The organism is Thermoanaerobacterium calidifontis, assembly GCF_055381745.1.
Map to the genome: position 1 here is coordinate 1,849,330 of NZ_AP042436.1, position 17,486 is coordinate 1,866,815.

14 protein-coding genes and 1 pseudogene are annotated in these 17,486 nt (G+C 36.2%); 1 reads left to right on the top strand and 14 read right to left on the bottom strand.

The window, feature by feature from the left end; translation table 11 throughout:
• Positions 1-93 precede the first annotated feature (93 nt).
• The 4 genes and pseudogenes from ACZ42G_RS09675 to ACZ42G_RS09690 all read right to left on the bottom strand — a co-directional run bounded on the left by ACZ42G_RS09675 (position 94) and on the right by ACZ42G_RS09690 (position 5,118).
• Positions 94-1,341 (bottom strand): PTS galactitol transporter subunit IIC, encoded by a 1,248-nt coding sequence (locus ACZ42G_RS09675; RefSeq protein ID WP_464850260.1) that lies wholly within the window; start codon positions 1,339-1,341, stop codon positions 94-96.
• A gap of 10 nt (positions 1,342-1,351) precedes the next feature.
• The gene (locus ACZ42G_RS09680) at positions 1,352-1,636 is read right to left on the bottom strand and encodes a PTS sugar transporter subunit IIB (RefSeq protein WP_240495873.1); all 285 of its coding nucleotides are present in this window, start codon (positions 1,634-1,636) and stop codon (positions 1,352-1,354) included.
• A gap of 21 nt (positions 1,637-1,657) precedes the next feature.
• Positions 1,658-2,137, bottom strand: coding sequence for a PTS sugar transporter subunit IIA (locus ACZ42G_RS09685; protein ID WP_464850261.1), 480 nt, complete (start codon positions 2,135-2,137; stop codon positions 1,658-1,660).
• Between the two features lie 53 nt (positions 2,138-2,190).
• Positions 2,191-5,118 (bottom strand): annotated as a pseudogene (locus ACZ42G_RS09690) (sigma 54-interacting transcriptional regulator).
• Between the two features lie 188 nt (positions 5,119-5,306).
• On the opposite strand from ACZ42G_RS09690, the gene ACZ42G_RS09695 reads away from it, so the two are divergent.
• Complete coding sequence (locus ACZ42G_RS09695) at positions 5,307-5,870, top strand: Uma2 family endonuclease (RefSeq protein ID WP_464852153.1); 564 nt, start codon at positions 5,307-5,309, stop codon at positions 5,868-5,870.
• A 65-nt stretch (positions 5,871-5,935) separates the two neighbouring features.
• Here the strand turns inward: ACZ42G_RS09695 and ACZ42G_RS09700 are convergent, their stop codons facing one another.
• From ACZ42G_RS09700 to ACZ42G_RS09745, 10 genes are all read right to left on the bottom strand, one after another.
• Positions 5,936-7,096: a mannitol-1-phosphate 5-dehydrogenase gene (locus ACZ42G_RS09700; protein ID WP_464850262.1), complete on the bottom strand. Its 1,161-nt coding sequence runs from the start codon at positions 7,094-7,096 to the stop codon at positions 5,936-5,938.
• The gene (locus ACZ42G_RS09705) at positions 7,096-7,536 is read right to left on the bottom strand and encodes a PTS sugar transporter subunit IIA (RefSeq protein WP_464850263.1); all 441 of its coding nucleotides are present in this window, start codon (positions 7,534-7,536) and stop codon (positions 7,096-7,098) included. Before ACZ42G_RS09705 ends, ACZ42G_RS09700 begins: the two co-directional genes overlap by 1 nt.
• 13 nt (positions 7,537-7,549) lie before the next feature.
• Positions 7,550-9,604, bottom strand: a complete 2,055-nt coding sequence (locus ACZ42G_RS09710; protein WP_464850265.1) for a BglG family transcription antiterminator — start codon at positions 9,602-9,604, stop codon at positions 7,550-7,552.
• A gap of 8 nt (positions 9,605-9,612) precedes the next feature.
• A complete protein-coding gene (locus ACZ42G_RS09715; RefSeq protein ID WP_464850267.1) occupies positions 9,613-11,037 on the bottom strand; it encodes a PTS mannitol transporter subunit IICB in 1,425 nt (474 codons plus the stop codon).
• 151 nt (positions 11,038-11,188) lie between these two features.
• Positions 11,189-11,602, bottom strand: coding sequence for an EamA family transporter (locus ACZ42G_RS09720; protein ID WP_464850268.1), 414 nt, complete (start codon positions 11,600-11,602; stop codon positions 11,189-11,191).
• A 214-nt stretch (positions 11,603-11,816) separates the two neighbouring features.
• A complete protein-coding gene (locus tag ACZ42G_RS09725; RefSeq protein ID WP_464850269.1) occupies positions 11,817-12,710 on the bottom strand; it encodes a beta-1,2-mannobiose phosphorylase in 894 nt (297 codons plus the stop codon).
• 12 nt (positions 12,711-12,722) lie between these two features.
• On the bottom strand, positions 12,723-13,631 hold the full coding sequence (locus ACZ42G_RS09730) for a beta-1,2-mannobiose phosphorylase (RefSeq protein WP_464850270.1): 909 nt from the start codon (positions 13,629-13,631) through the stop codon (positions 12,723-12,725).
• 14 nt (positions 13,632-13,645) lie between these two features.
• Positions 13,646-15,541 carry a beta-galactosidase trimerization domain-containing protein gene (locus ACZ42G_RS09735; protein ID WP_464850271.1) on the bottom strand — a complete coding sequence of 632 codons (1,896 nt, stop codon included), beginning with the start codon at positions 15,539-15,541 and terminating at the stop codon, positions 13,646-13,648.
• A 17-nt stretch (positions 15,542-15,558) separates the two neighbouring features.
• Positions 15,559-16,431, bottom strand: a complete 873-nt coding sequence (locus ACZ42G_RS09740; protein ID WP_464850272.1) for a carbohydrate ABC transporter permease — start codon at positions 16,429-16,431, stop codon at positions 15,559-15,561.
• 18 nt (positions 16,432-16,449) lie between these two features.
• The gene (locus ACZ42G_RS09745; RefSeq protein ID WP_464850273.1) at positions 16,450-17,439 is read right to left on the bottom strand and encodes a carbohydrate ABC transporter permease; all 990 of its coding nucleotides are present in this window, start codon (positions 17,437-17,439) and stop codon (positions 16,450-16,452) included.
• Between the last annotated feature and the right edge of the window lie 47 nt (positions 17,440-17,486).

The window sequence follows — 17,486 nt, forward strand, 5'->3', positions numbered from 1 at the left end:
GATCATCTCCCTATTTAATATTTTCTGAATAAATAACATTTTTAAAATCTTAATGGGAGCTTTTAATACTCCCATCAAGATTTCATGCAATATTTAGAACAAATTCATAATCTTTAAAATTATCCAAGTCAAAGGATTTGCACCATCGCAAATACTTGATATTTGAGAAGCGCCGCTTGGGAACTTAAATGCAGCGTCCGTTGCAGCTTGTGTAAGGAGTGGAGCAACATTAGTTGCAATCAGAAGCCCTACACCTATTACAATTGCTCCTATTATGACTGATCTAAACACATTTCCTCTCGTAATAGGCGCTATCATAGCCACCATGAACGGTATTGTAGCTAAATCGCCAAATGGTAAAACATTGTTGCCTGGCAGTATTACTGCAATCAATATTGTAATAGGTACTAAAATTAACGCCGTGGATATTGCTGCAGGATGACCAACTGCAACTGCAGAATCAAGCCCTATATAGAATTCTTTACCTGCAAATCTTTTCTGCATAAATGATTTTGCGGCTTCGGAAATTGGTATAAGGCCTTCCATGAGTATTTTTACCATCCTTGGCATCAAAAACATTACACCAGCCATAGACATTCCAAGATTTAAAGTCGTCTTTGCATCAAATTTTGCTAATATACCTAATATCAATCCCAAGATTAAACCTAATACAACAGGCTCTCCAAATATGCCAAATTTCTTATTAATTGTATCAGGATCTGCTTCAATTTTGTTAATGTAAGGTATTTTGTCAATTAATTTATTCAATGGTATGGCTATTGGTACATACGCTGCTGAAAAGCCGTGTGGCAAGGAAATTCCGGGTAATCCATAAAAGTCTTGCACAGTTTTTGCTGTCCAGTCTGCAAGCTTCAACACTATGGCTGCATTAATTGCTGCCGCAATTAAGCCTAATGTTAAGTTTCCTGTAGCAGCGGTCACAAGAGCTCCAGTAAAAGCAAAATGCCAATAATTCCAGAAATCTACGTTTACAGTCTTTGTCAATCTTGTGGCAAGCATTATGATATTGATAGCAAGACCTAATGGTATTACAAAAGCTCCTACTTTCGATGCAAATGCAATTGCTGATGATGCCGGCCAACCAACATCAATCACATTTAATTTTACACCCATGTTTTTAACCATTGCTTGTGCTGCAGGTCCTAAATTATTGACAAGTAAGCCTATAACAAGATTTATTCCAATGAATCCTATTCCGATTGTTAAAGCTGAACGAAAAGCCTTACCAGGCTTCTCACCTAAAATCATACCAAGTATGAAGATTATTATAGGAAGCATTACAACTGCGCCAAGATCCAACAAATATTTTATTACACTCATTCATAACACCTCACTTTTTCAATTCACTGATAATCTCTTCAAGCACTTTTTCTTCGCCTATACCTGTTATCAAGGAAAGAGCATTGATGCTTTTTTTGCCAAAATTGTCTTTTAAAATCGTTGTAGTTACGATAAGATCCGCATTTTCTGCATATCCCTTGATCTCTGTAACTTTGCATTGGATTATGTTTACATGAAGATTTTCTTTTTTACATGCTTCCGTTATTTTCTCCGCAACGACAGTTGATGTAGCAATTCCTGTTCCACATGCCACTATAACAGTCTTTCTTGTCATATTCATTCTCCTTTCAATATTTTAAACAGTTTCATCATTTAAAGTACAATTTTTTATGATCTCAATAATTTCATCACCCCCATCTTCACCAATGATCTTCTCCAGTAATGAATCATCTTGTATCAGTTGAATTAGTTGCTGCAGCATTTCAACTTGACTGTGAGATTCGTTTAAAGCAATCATAAAGATTATATTTACTAAAACATCTTCCAACGGATTTGCCATGTTTTTGAAGATAACTGGTTTTTTCAGTGTTGCGACTGCTATCGCAGGTTTTATTACATGTTCTGGATCTGTATGTGGTATCGCAACATTGTACTTATTTAAAAGCAAACCTGTTGGAAAAACTTTTTCTCTCTTTTTTACTGCTTCCAAATATGTCTCTTTAACATATCCGTTTTCAAATAGTTTTTTGTAAAGCACATCAAATACATCGTCTTGACTTTTGGCTTCAAAATTTGTAATAATTAATTCTTTGTTGAAAAACTCCGATATCTTCATATAATCTACCTCCTCATTGTTTACACATTTATATAATGCAAATACCGTGCCAATCAATTGGACGGTATTGTATTTCTCATGATTATTTCTTTTATTTCTTCCTTACTTTTGGCTTCTTTTAGGTCTTTTAATATTTTTCCATTCGATAAGACTTTATACAAATCAAGCATGTAATCTTTAGCATCTTCTTTCAAAGCCAACATAAAAATTAAGTCTGTTTTAAAATCTCCTTCCCAATAGATGGGTTCTTTCAACTTTGCTATGGCTATGGCAGGTTTTGTGACATATTTTGTGTCGCCATGTGGTATCGCAACTCCCCCTTTCATCCATGTAGCACCCATCGATTCTCGTTTATATACGCTTAGTATGAATTTTTCATCAACGTATCCTCTCTCCTCAAGCATATACACCATTTTGTCTATAATATCGCTTTTCATTGATACATCAACATCAAATAATATTAGATCATCGTCTAATACTTCTTTTAGGCGGCTTTCTTCCACAACATCTATGTTTACTAGTTTCTTTAACCTTTTTAGCCCTTCCCCATTCATTATTTCCTCAACAGAGATATACGGGATATCACTTATTTTAGGATCGATGGTTCCCACAAAAGCTTGAATATTGTTTTTGCTCCTTATCTTATTTATTTCCGCATCAAGTTCTCTTTCGCTGAAAAGACCTAAAGGTATTATCTTTAATCCACTTTTTATCTCAGGTATCTTATCCTCTATATATTTCTTTATCTTAAGCGCAGTCCCCTCACCAGTTATGCAGATGGTTACTATGGCTTTCGGAAGTTTGTTTGAATCTTTCACACCTTCCACATGTCCTACGTAAGATTTATTTTCATCTAATGCATCAGCTATTTCGTCAATGGTGGCATCTGGCAGAATAGCTCGCCTTACGGCTTCCAAGACCATGACAGTGTCTACCCTTCCAATGGTCCTTGTAGGAATGCCCGTCCTTTTTGTTATGATCTCGCCAAAAGTGATGAGTGATCCCATGTCGACAAGTATTATGCAGCCTTTCCCTTCATTCACCTTTTTCACGACTTCAATTGTACGCAAAAGGGCATCTTCTGGGCTTTCATCAAGTGCCATCTCTATTCCATGTGCTATATTTACGCCTAAAAGCTTGTTTGCCACATCTGCCATGCCACAGGCCACATGTCCATGTGTTAATACTATAACAGCCACATTCCCTTTGTTTCCGCTTTCACTGGCTGAAAATGTTCTCAAGTACATGGCTACAAAACCAACCTCATCGTCTGTAAGCTCAATATCCAATATTTTATTGATTCTGTCAACCATCTTTTTTGCTACAACGTATTCCCTCATGTACTCGCTTTTGACGCTTTCAAGCTGTGGGTTAAATATGGGTTTCCCGCTTTTTACCCTTTCATAAGCCGCGCTTAGATGAATAGCCAGTGCGTAAAAAAGGTTGTCTTTTATATTATTGTAATTTTCTTTTGCTATGTCTATAGCCTCTTCAACGGCGTACAATATTTTTTCGCCTACGATTTCCTTTAATTCTTTTTTTGAAACAAAATTTTTTGTTCGTATATCGTTGGCAAATTTTTTAAGCTCTGATTCTACTTGATTTCCAACGATCTTGTAGATTTCGTCAGTTTTTAACCCATCGTTCTTTAGCTCAGTAAATCTATCCTCTATAAACTGGTATATTTCATCTGGCAAAATGTACCTATCTTCTTTAGGCAGCAATTTGCTCACCTTGTTTGGATATATTATGACATCTTTATCTGCGTATTCTTCTATATAAGGTTCTCTTTTGCTGACCTTTAAAAGTCCCATTCTTACATGGTTTGGCAAATCGGCAAGGTTTATCGTTATTTCGCCATCCCTATTATCTAAAGTCTTTAAGAAACCTCTTGCACATGCTACTTGTATGTCGCTTCTCATTTGGCCTATATTGCCTGGGCAATCATAAAGCATTAGAGCTCTAAGAGCGTCTGGCCTCAATTTTATGGGCTTGTTTATCCTAAATGCCTCTTTTTTGAAAAAGAACTTTATGATTTCAAATCTCTCTCTGTGAGGCCTTTCACTTATAGGTGGTAACTCTATAACCATGGGAATCCTGCGCCTAAATGTAAGCAGAAGTGACGACTCCGGATTTTCTGTCGTTGCTGCAATAAGCATTATGTTGGCCTCTCTTTCGCTGTCGGTCTCGCCAAGCCTCCTGAATTTGCCTTTGTCAAGTAAAAAAAACAAGATCTCTTGTCCCTCACTGGGAAGTCTGTGAACCTCGTCAAGAAACAATATTCCACCATCGGCTTTCTCTACCAAACCAGCTTTTGATGACTCTGCACCTGTGTACGCTCCTTTTACGTATCCAAAAAGCTGTGACATTAAAAGCTGAGGATTGTCAGCATAGTCTGCACAGTTAAAAACGACAAAAGGGCTACCATCCTTTAGCCTGCCTGATTCCAATGCAAATTCGTACATAGCTTCTGCCAGTTGACTTTTCCCAACACCAGACGGTCCCAGTATTAACGTGTGAAGTCCATGTGGTGGATATAGAATGGCAGCTTTGGCTTGACTTATCTGCGTCTTTAAACTTCCATCGTATCCTATTATCTCTTTAAAAGACATAAAATCACTTTCTCGACTTATCTCATCATCTTTACCATCATCATTGTCTTTTACATTATCAGCCACTATAACTTCTGAACTTAAGATTTCTTTCTTTACCTGCGACGCCGCAAATCTCGATATGTCATACCCTAAATCGTTTAATCTCTTTGTAAACTTCCTATCCGAAATGTCTTTATCCTCTCTTAAGATCTTTTTTGCATCTTCATAAAGGTATGGCTTTCTCCGCTCTCACGAATCAGGTATACTATTTAAAAGTCTATACTGTGTCACTTCTTCTCTATTTATTTTTAAGATAGAAGCAATTTTTTCATCTGTCAGAGGATTTTTCTTGTCTTCATTTTCTATTATCTTTATAATTTCATCCACATTATCATCCTCCCTCAACAAAATAATGCAAAAAATATGCCATATCAAATGGCATAAAATGTACGGATATATTATATCATATATTGCATGCACAATATACGCATGGTACAATGAAGTTAATGAGAGAAAATTTTCATGAATACATAGACAATTTCTATCTTGATAAAGATAATAAAGAGGTGTCAATTATGGGATTACCTGATAAAAAAGAAGTATACACTTATGATGATTACTTAAACTGGCCAGATAATCAAAGAATTGAGCTAATCGATGGACAGATTTATTTGATGGCTCCTCCATCAACAATACATCAAAGAGTATTAAGAGAAATATTTACAATTTTTTCAGTATACTTAAAAGGTAAAAAATGTGAAGCATTCTGCGCGCCTTTTGGAGTAAAATTTGCTGAAAAAAGCGAAAAAGATATCAAAACCGTTGTAGAACCTGATATCGTGGTTGTGTGCGATAAATCGAAGCTTGACAATGAAGGATGCAAAGGTGCTCCCGATTTGATTGTCGAAATAACGTCTCCTTCAACCGCAAGAAAGGATAGAGTGGAAAAGTTTAATTTGTATGAAAAATATGGAGTAAAGGAGTATTGGATAATAGAGCCCGATCTTAAAATAGTCAATGTATTTGTATTGCAGGAAAATAATAGATATGGCAGACCCGAAATTTACACTGAAGAGGATACTGTCAAAGTTTCTATATTTGATGATCTATCTATAGGTTTGAAAGATGTTTTTAGTTGATGCAATACAATAAAAGCCATGGTCTTAAACCATACAATTAAGGTTTAAGACTATGGCTAAAAAGTTTATTTTATCTTGCCGGATTTAAGTTCTTTGTACTTCTTTACTATCTTATCTATAAGGATTGTTTCATCAAGCCCTGTCACTTTCTTCACTGTCTCCTCAATTCCTAAATTGCTTATGCTTTCTTGTATTTCCATAGCTTTTGGATCGTCTTTGTAGTCAAATGCAAACCCTGCAGCTATGCCGTAAAGTATGTTTTCAGGCATCAAGCCTGTTTCAAAGCTTAACTTTGCAGGGGATACAAGCCTGTCACCATTTGAAAGTTTCCTAACTGGATCTCTGCCTACTCTTACAACTTCATCTTTTAAATGAGGATTCTTAAACCTCTCAATGACTTTGTCTGAGTACTCTTTTAACTTATCCATCCCTATCTTGTGCTTATTGTTAAGCCCAAAAGAAGCCTCTAATTGAAGGTTTCTCACTATTTTATCTATCGTTTCGTCCAATATTGCTTCGTGAATGTACTTATACCCTTTTAAGTAGCCCAGATATGCTGTCGTGGCATGTGAACCGTTTAGAAGGAAAAGCTTTCTCTCTATATATGGTTCTAAGTCATCAACAAGCTCACAGCCTTTTATATCAAAGTCGCCTTTTACAGCATCTTTCTCAATGTCCCACTCAAAAAATTCCTCTACTGCCACGTCTATAGGAGTCTCTTTCTCGATGTCTACATTAGGCACTATTCTGTCTACAGCAGTATTTGGAAAACCGACTTTTTCATCTAAATATTTTTTTAAAGTTTCACTGGAATTCTTGTAAATGCTATCTTTTAATATATTCGTAGCAAACAAAGCATTTTCACAAGCCATTATGTCAAGTGGCAAATCATTTTTCTCAAATCTTTTTTCAAGATAATACGCCAATTTTTCACCTATGCCGTAAAGATTGTTGACGCCTACAGATGTTGTTATTACATCTGCATCTTCAATGGCTTTCAATAGATTTTCTTCATCGTCTATGTGAATGGCTTTTACCCCATCTACCACTTCTCTCTTTATGTCATTTCCCAATATGAATATATTGTAACTTTTAAACTTGTTGATGTTGTCCACCAACTCTTTAAATACATCCACAAAGTATATGTCGTATCCTGATTTATATAGTAAACTCCCTATAAATCCTCTGCCTATATTTCCTGCCCCAAAGTGCACAGCTTTTTTCATCATTCTCCACCTTCTTTAAATATTTGGATTATTTCCTGTGGCGACTTTGCATCTCTCAACCTTTTTACATTTTCTTCATACTGGCATGTTAAGGCGATGTTTGACAGTATCTCCAAATGTTCATCATCTTTGCCGGCAATGCCTATAACAACGTATGCCATATTGCCATCGCCAAAATCCACTCCATCTGGGTACTGTATCACAACTATTCCCGATTTCTTTATATATTTCACATACTCGGATACACCGTGTGGAATTGCTATGCCATTGCCAATGTAGGTTGTGACGTCATTTTCTCTCTCTATCATGCCCTCAATATATTCTTTTTCAACATATCCTCTATCAACTAATAGTTTTCCAGCTCTTTTAATAGCGTCAAATTTAGGCTCTGAAGCTTCATTCAATACGATGTTATTTTCATTTAAGATTTCACTGTTCATTGTAATAATCCTCCTAATACTTTTTTAATACGTTAATAATAATATTTTTTACATCATCAATATTACCATATTTTAAGGCATCTTTGAAATCGTCATTTTCTACAAGGGCAATGCTTATCTCACCCAGCATTTCCAGTATGGTGTTATCCTCTTTCTTCCTTGCCAGCATGACAAGAATCGTATCAACTTCCTCATAGGAAAATCCTATGCTTCTCATTTTAAGCGGACTACTTAATCTGTATATGCCAATGTATGGAAGATACATCTTGTCGCTTCTTGTGTGTAAAAGAGCAATCCTTGTGCCTGGTATGACTGTATTGCCCATCATCTCCCGCTTTTTTATAAGCTCTTTCACTTCATCTTTATCTGACATAACATCTATTTTTGATATTTCATCTACAATTACATCTATAAGCTCATTTAAGCTATTTGCGTTTACCTTGGTTATATTTAAATTTTTCAAAGTTTCACCAAAATAGTTAGTTATGTTGCTTTCGCTTTCTGATTTGCTTATGTCATTTAATTTAAGCGGCAAAAGGTAATTGTCATCTTCATTGAAGCCTATCTTGTCGATTAAATCTCTTATTTTTCGTATATCGTCAGAAGTTAAAAAAGGCGATACTGTTATTACATTGTCTAAAGAATCTTCATCTTCATATAGCTTTACTGTAGAGATGATGATATCATAATTTTCCCCATCGTCTTTATTGCGTATCGAACCAATTTCTATAGAATCGATCTCTGGAAAAGCGTTTTTCAACTTCTCTGACAGTATCTTTGCAGTTCCTATGCCATTAGGACATATTACTAAAGCCCTCAACCTTTTTTCTGCCTTTTGCCTTTCAATAGCAGCACCTACGTGCATCGTTATATAACCTATTTCTTCTGCAGGTACTGTTATGTTGTACTTTGAAAATATAAGCCTGCAAGCTTTATTTACAGCGTCAAACAAATCGCCGTAATACTCTTTTATTTGATCTATCAAAGTATTTCTGGACTGAAGGCCCATACTAAGCCTGTAAATAAGTGTCTCTATGTGCTGCGACAAACCGTATATAATCTTATCATCGCATTTTATCTCTGTCTTCAATATCTTTGCGACTTCTTCGATAAGCTCTTTTGAAAGATCGTCTAATGTAATTCCAAGCTCAATGAAACCTTCCTTCTTGTAAATGTACTTTTTGCCATTTAGGTGTATTGCCAGATACGCCAGCTCATCATCGGTTAGATTTATGCCATGTTCTTTCATTATCTCATCTACTTTATAGATAAAGCTAAACTGTTCCGACGACAGTATATCATCTACAATGTCTTTGTTTAGCTTTATGCTTTCGTCTTGCATATATCTATATATAGCTGTCGCCACATGCAAAAACAAAGCAAAATAATTGTTGTCGTCGTTTATCTTTACGACTGTCTCATTAATAAGCTTCACCAATCTTTTGGCAGTATCTATTATTTCACTGCTAAATATATTATTAAAAAACTCTGTGATGAATTTATCCTGCTTGTCGCCGTATACGTACATAAGCATTTCATCCAATGGCAGATAACTATACATAAGCTCTATTACCGCTTTTCTCTTGTCTATCTCCGTACCCTCAACTTTTATGCCTATGCCTCTTTTCCTTATAAGCTCTAAGTTTCTCACTTTAAGCCATATCTCTATTTTGTCAAGGTACATGCTTATTGTGCCTTCTGATACATTGAAAAGGTAACTAAAATAAGTCGATTTTAATGGCTCTTTTGATAAAAGCATACTGAGGGTCATATATATCTGCCTCTGCTCTTGGCTTAATATGCTGCCATACGATATAGGGCCTATTTCCTTAATTATCTCATTTAGGCTTTCATTTCCACCGTGTATTTCGTATTTTGACTCATTTTCAGTAATAACACAGCGGTAATTCTTCAAAATCTTATTGGCCTCATGGACTTCTCTGTCGATAGTCCTTTTGCTTATATTCATTAATTTGGAAAGGTCCTCTATGCCTAAAGGACCTTTCTCTATTAAAGATTTAATTATGAATTTTTGGCGATCGCTTAAATCCTTCATATCATCATTCACCGTTTTTATTATTTCTTCTTAATCGTCGAAATAAACTCGTCGTACACTTTGCCATCAAGGAAATTATTTACTTTCACTATTTGTGCTGATGGTGCCACCTGTGATGCTCTTTCTGCCAAGCTTTCCTGTGTAAATACTATGTCAGCCTCTTTTGGTATCTGGTTTACTGCAGAGTGTCTAACGGCTATATCAAGACCAGCATCTTTAAGTTTCTTTTTGAGTATTGATTCGCCCATGGCAGATGAGCCCATGCCTGCATCACAAGCAAATACTATTAATTTAGGTTCTGCTTTTGTAATATTTGATACAGGAGCTTGTCCTTTGCTTTGCGCCTTTAGATTGCTTACCATTGACTTAGCAAATGCCATGTTTTCTTCGCTCATTGTATCCTCGCTGGCCCTTCTTACAAACACAGAAGCTATTAAGAATGATACTACAGCACCTACTGTTATACCTGTCAATACTGGCAAGAGTCCGCCTTTTGGTGTCATGGCAATTTCAGCTATGATGCTTCCTGGCGATGGTGTAGCGACAAGGCCTGCGTGTGTCAAGACAAATGTAGCATCTGCTGCCATTCCACCACCTATTACAGCTAATATCAGTATAGGATTCATCAAGACATATGGGAAGTATATTTCATGTATGCCGCCAAAGAAGTGGATAATCACAGCACCTGGTGCTGATTGCTTTGCTGTACCTTTGCCAAAAATCCAGTATGCCATGAGTATGCCAAGTCCTGGACCAGGATCTGTCTCTAACAAGAAGAATATAGATTTTCCAACTTCTTTTGCCTGCTGTATGCCAAGTGGTGACAATATACCATGGTTTATAGCATTGTTTAAGAATAATACTTTACCTGGTTCGATGAATATTGCTATCAAAGGAAGTATTCCCTTTGCGGTTACCCATTGTGCTGCTGCACCTAAACCTGTTGATATGCCTGTAACGACTGGATCGATGAAAAGAAACGCTAAGATTGCTAATATTGCACCTAATATACCTGCCGAGAAATTGTTTACCAACATTTCAAATCCTGTCGGTATCTTTCCATCCACTGCTTCATCAAACTTTTTAATCAGGTACCCTCCTAGTGGTCCCATTATCATCGCACCTAAAAACATTGGTATCGATGAACCTATTACAATACCTGCTGTAGCAATAGCACCTACAACGCCACCTCTTACATCGTAAACAAGTTTACCGCCTGTGTAGCCGATAAGGATAGGCAACAAGTATGTTATCATAGGTCCTACCAACTTAGCTAAGTTGGCATTTGGTGTCCAACCAGTGGGAATGAAAAATGCTGTTATAAGACCCCATGCTATAAATGCGCCAATGTTAGGAAGAACCATTCCAGCTAAAAATCCGCCAAGCTTTTGGAGTTTTGCTTTTGCAGTTCCGCCTTTATTTGTCAAAGCCATGTTTCTGTCCATGATTTTTACCCTCCTTAAATTTATTATTTTTTCTAATTCTATTGTATGACACCATTTACACCTTTTCAATTTAAACAATTTCATTTCTGTCATCCGTTTTATGTGACAAATTTTAAGAAGGGCAAAACATGGCATTGTGAGGGCATACGCGCTACATGATCATGACAAATGTACCTGCCGTTATCAAAATCCCTGCAATTATAGTCTTTAAATCAAAATGCTCGCCTAAAATTATGTATGATAAGACAAGTGTTATAACTATACTGGACTTGTCAATAGGAGCAACTTTTGAAACATCCCCTAAAGCTATGGCTTTATAATAAAAAAGCCATGAAAGGCCTGTAGCAAGACCTGACAAAATCAAGAAAAGCCAATTTTGCCGTGTCAATGCTTTCATGCCACTTTGCACACCTGTGGCAAAAACAATACCCCATGATAAAAATATGATGACGCTTGTGCGTATCGCTGTTGCAAGGTTTGAATCCACACCCTTTATGCCGATTTTTGCCAAGATAGATGTCAGTGCCGCAAATAAAGCAGACAATATTGCATAAAGCTTCCACATGATTAATGCCCCCTAAAAGTTTAAGTAGATAAAACAATATACTATATTATATAACTGTTAATATCGTTTGTCTATAATTGGCACAATGATAAATTTTATGATATGCAAATTAGATATAATTTTTTTGCAGTGAAAAATTCAGTCTTTCAGTGTGAAGCTTTAAAATAAACCCCTTCACATCACATATACTCTTTTGGTGTGAAGGGGTTTATTTTTAATCAAAGTTTATGTCATTCATATTTATATATGCTACACCTATTACAGTGTCTGCACCACCGTAATAGACGAATATATCGTCACCTCTTACTGCGTTGCCACAGCTAAATACAACGTTAGATATGAAGCCATTCTTTTCCCATTCAAGCTCAGGTTCCAAAATTGGCTCCTTTTGCCTTGCTAAGACTATGGATGGATCGTTTATGTCGAGAAGCGCTGCACCTAACCTATAGACATTGTCGTCATCTGCAGCATGGTAAATGAGAAACCATCCATCTTTTGTCCTAATAGGCGGTCCAGCCACACCTACCCTTGAGCTTTCCCAAGTACCCTTGATAGGTTTTATTATTGATTTATGTCCAAACCATGTCTTCAAATCCTCAGAATATGCTATCCATATATCAGGATACCTTCTGTGAAACATCACATAATTGCCATTTATCTTTTCCGGAAAAAGTGCAGCATCTTTGTTTGGCTCATCCAATACGACACCTTTTCTCTCCCAATTTATTAAATTTTTTGAAGTTGCAAGGCATATTCTGTAGTCATCATCTGTCCTATCTCCAAAGCCTGTGTACATCATGTAGTACGTATCGTCAATCTTGACTATCCTCGGATCCTCACATCCTCTTAGCTCTTGCTCTACATCATTACTTAATACAGGCTTATCAAGCCTCATAAAGTTGATTCCGTCTTTGCTTACAGCATAACCTAACCTTGATATATATTTGCCGTATCTTTTGTGTGGTCCTAAATCTGTCGCTCTGTATATAAGGTGAAACAATCCATTGTCGTATATGGCAGAACAGTTAAATACAGCTTTTCTCTCCCATTCATGCTCTGTCACTGGCTCTAAAATTGGTTTGTCGCTTAGCCTTTTTAGCTTTATCAATTTATCCACTCCTTAAAACGATATTTTATTTTTTTCCACTACCGCAACACCTATGTGTGTATCTGCACCACCGTAATAGACGTAGTACAATCCATTTGCCTCAACTGCACCACAGCTAAAAACCACGTTTGGCACAAGACCTTCTTTTTCCCATTCAAGCTCTGGCTCTAAAATAGGTTGTTTCTGCCTTGCTACAACTTTTGAAGGATCTTTTAAATCTAAAAGTGCTGCACCTAACCTGTACACATTATTTTTATCAACTCCATGGTAGATAAGAAGCCATCCGTCATCTCTTTTTATAGGAGGCCCAGCTATGCCGATTTTCTTAGATTCCCATGTATCTTCAATTGGTCTCATTATTATCTTATGATTAGTCCAGTTTATCAAATCATCTGAATAAGCTATCCAAATATCAGGTTCTCTCCTGTGAAACATGACGTAGTTGCCATTTATTTTTTCAGGCAAAAGCGCTGCATCTTTGTTTGGCTCATCAAGGACTATTCTGTGCCCTTCCCAGTTTTTTAAGTCATAAGATGTAGCCATGCATATCCTAAAATTGTCCCAACTTTTTCCTCCAAAACCTGTATAAAGCATGTAATATTTATCATCAATCTTTGTTATCCTCGGATCTTCAACACCCCATTCTTCTTGTTTTGTCTCACCTACCATAATAGGTTTGTCAAATCTCTCAAAATTAATTCCATCGTCGCTTACGGCACAGCCTATAGACGATACAAATTTATTTTCTTCTTCTGGCTTTTCTGTGTTTAATACAAATCCATTGTTAGAAGCTCTGTAAAAAAGGTGAAACTTGTGATCTTCATATACAACAGCGGCATTGAATACTGCTTTTTTTTCCCATTCATGTTCTTTTATAGGCGACAATATTGGTTTATCTGTAAGCCTCCTTAGCCTAAACATTATAATACCCCTCTCTACATCAAAAATGCAACTGCTTCATCGGCTTTTAACACGAAATTTTCTAAATCAAATTCTTCATTGCTTATTATATCTTTCACTTTTCCAGAAATATTCGCATCAATCTTGACATCAATATCTTCGTGATTGATAAATAAAATCAGTTTTTCACCTTTATATTCAAATTCCTTTACTTCCACGAATGGAGAACCTGCTTCTATCTTTGGATTTATACTCGATAATTTTTTCGCCAATTTGTATATTTCATAAGTTTTATCGGCTTTATACACGTCCGGCATGTAGCTTAAATACAGCTCAACAGGATACGTCACAAGGACTGCATTACCTTTGCCCAATTTATTTACGACTACTGCAGGATTCCCTTCATTGTCGTAACCAATTGTACTGCATGTAGTAGGTTTTGCGATTAAGCGCTTATTAAATTTAAGCGTGCTATAATTTAACTTAATTTTTCTGTCTTCTATATAAATTGAAACAGTATTATCCTTAGGCACCATTGAATACTGAGTTTCAATGCCAAAAACTTCGTCAAAGCCTTCAACTGCAATTCCATCGTAAGATGCATATAATGTACCACCGCTTTTTACATAGTCAACTATCCTCATCCACTGATCATGTGTTAGATGTCCCTTCCTATACGCCGATGGAAGTATCAACATTTTGTATTTGCTAAAATCAATATCAGAAGCTTTTACCATCTCTACATCTATACCAGCTTCTTTTGCAAGTATAAAGCTATTTAGAAGTATTCTGAAATTTCTTTCCGGTGTGTAGTCATCACCTACAAACAATGCATTATAGTACTTATCAGGAACAATTATGGCCGCATCGCAACTTTTTGGAATTAATTCATCATGCTCAATCTTGTTTATAAATTCTGAAAAAGCTTTTATCTCAAGACCTGCTGGTTTTGGCATATCATTAGATGATGTTATTCCAAAGTGCGTTTCAAAAGGTGTGGTATTGTATGGCAATTTATTGCCAACTGTAAAGTCACCAAAACACCATGCTATTGCGCCTAAAGCTTCATTCGCAAACAAGCTGTACAAAACCGTTTTATAGTATTTACCTTCTATTTTTTCCGACATCATAAGTGTAGTAGCGCCAAATTCTTCAAATAGAACTTCTTTGCCACCCATGGCTTTAGTAAGCTTCGATGCAAATGGTACAATGTAGGTGCTTCTTATGGAATTCACAGGGTCAATGCATGTATCGGTATATATTGGATACGCATGCATACATAAAAAATCATTGCCTTCTCTTAAATCCTCTGGGTAAAATTTATTGTCAGAAAGAAGGGATGCCTGATGAATTCCCAATGTTACTGGATGATTTTTGTCATATTTTTTTATCTCATTAGACAGTATATAATTCCACAGCCATGCATCGTGTCTCGACTCTGCTTTGACATAGTTGTCAGGCTCGTTGGAAAGATCCCAAAATAAAATCGCATCTTCATTTTTATATTTTTCCGCAAAAAAACCGACGAGTTTTACCTCTTGCCTTAGCATGAAAGAGTCATTGTATATGCTTTTGCCATTTCTCCAATTTACATCGAAATTTTCTCCACTCATGTGCCCTACGAAAAATGTAGGGATAATTTTAATGTCCACATCATGGCATATATTTATAAGTTCATCAAACTTACCGATAGCATCTTCTGATATAATATCAGGCTGTGGCTGAAAATCCTCCCACAAGAGATTTATCCTCATTACATCAAGTCCTAACGATTTAGCCTCCACAAACTCCTTTTTGATTTCTTCCTTATTCCATCTTTTCCACATGTCAATACCATAATTTCTTGGCCAATAATTAGCGCCTATTATGAATTTGTGAAAATAGTTGCCATAAGACGTACCCATTCTGTTGTCATCCCCTTCAATTATCATCTTTTTAAAAGATAGTCTTAGTCTTTTAAGCCGGTAAAAGTAATTCCTTCAATGAAATACCGTTGAGCAATAAAGAATAAAACAAGCATAGGAAGTGCTATCACAATTGACATAGCCATTAGATAATTCCAACTTGGTTGTTCATTTACACCACCCATGAAAAAGTACATACCAAGAGTCATCGTGTACTTATTCATATCATTTAGGTAAAGGACGGGCCCTAAAAAGTCGTTCCAATATCCTCTAAATGTAAACACGCAAATGGCCAAAAGAGCTGGTTTAATCTGAGGCAAAATCACATGAACAAAAGTCTGCAATGGAGTTGCACCATCAATTTCTGCAGCTTCATCTAATTCAAAAGGAATTCCCATCAAAAATTGTCTTAAGAGAAAAATGTAAAAGGGTCCCCATGCCGTCCATGCTCTTATAACTAAAGGATCAAATTGTCCTACAAGACCTAATTTCTGCCATATCAAATAAGTAGGTATCAATGTTACGTGAAAAGGCAACATCATCGTGCTTAAAAGTATGAAAAAGATCAAATCCCTTCCAGGAAACTTAAAGCGTGCAAACCCGTATGCTACCAAAGTTTCACTCGTTATCTCAGCAATCATTCCTAAAACAACAATAAATATGCTATTTATAAGGTAAATATTAAACGGCATAGCATGCCATGCTTTTGCAAAATTTCCCCATAACGCAGGTTTTGGAAAGAAATCCGGCGGCCATGCAAAAATATCCGCATTAGACTTTAAAGCCGTCGACAGCATCCAAAAAAACGGCATTAAAATTACTATGGCTATTGCTGAAAGAACAATGTACAAAATAGTTTTCTTTGTAATATTGCGAATTCTGTTAGACTTTTTATACATGCTTAATATGTCCACCATAGCTTAACATCTCCTTAATTACCTTTTGATTTCCCCTTCGTAGTGCACCCATGCTGGTGTAGATTTGAAAACTAAAAGCGTAAAAGCTAGTATTATTATAAACAATACCCAGGCTATGGCTGATGCTTGCCCCATGTGCAATTGTGTAAAACCTCTATTGTAAATCAATTGATTCATAAATATTCCTGCTCCTGTTGTAGGTCTTACAAACATCGCCACTGTAAATATTTGTAGAGCACTGATAATCCCCATCACTACCTGCAAAAGTATCACCGGTGATATCTGAGGAATAGTTATTTTCCAAAATTTAATCCACGAACTTGCACCATCAAGTTCGGCAACCTCGTAAAGGCTTCTTGGAACCCCTTGAAGTCCTGCGAGAAAAACAACCGTATTCGTTCCAAAAATTCCCCATACACTCATTATTATGAATGCCCATAAGACATATTTAGGATCACCAAACCAATCGATTTTCCCTATATGAAAAATCTTAAGGAATGGCGAAAGAACATAATTGATTAATCCTGATTGACTGTTAAAAAGCCATCTCCATATTAGTGCTACTGCCACATCTGGCATCACAGCAGGTAAATAATAGATTGTTCTAAATGTTCCTATCCCTCTTATGCGATTATTCAACAGCATTGCTATCATAAGAGAACCTATCACACCTATGGGAACTGTAAATATAGCATAAAGCAAAGTCAGTCTAACAGAAGGCCAGAATTCATAATCATTAGTAAAAATGTATATATAATTGTTTAATCCAATCCATTTTGGTGTACCAAATAAACTATAATCAGTAAAACTCAAATACAAAGAATAAATCAATGGAAATGCTGTGAAAATAATAAAACCTATAAGCCACGGCGATACTAATGCAAAACCAGTAGCAGCCCTTACCTTCCATCCAAATTTTCTTAGCACAAAATAAATCATCAAAGCTAAAAACATGAGAACTACAGGTGTTAAAAACCATCGTTCTGTAGTCCCTAAATATTGTTCCATTTGAATTCCTCCTTTTGTTTTAAAAGGAATGCCAATCTTATACTAAT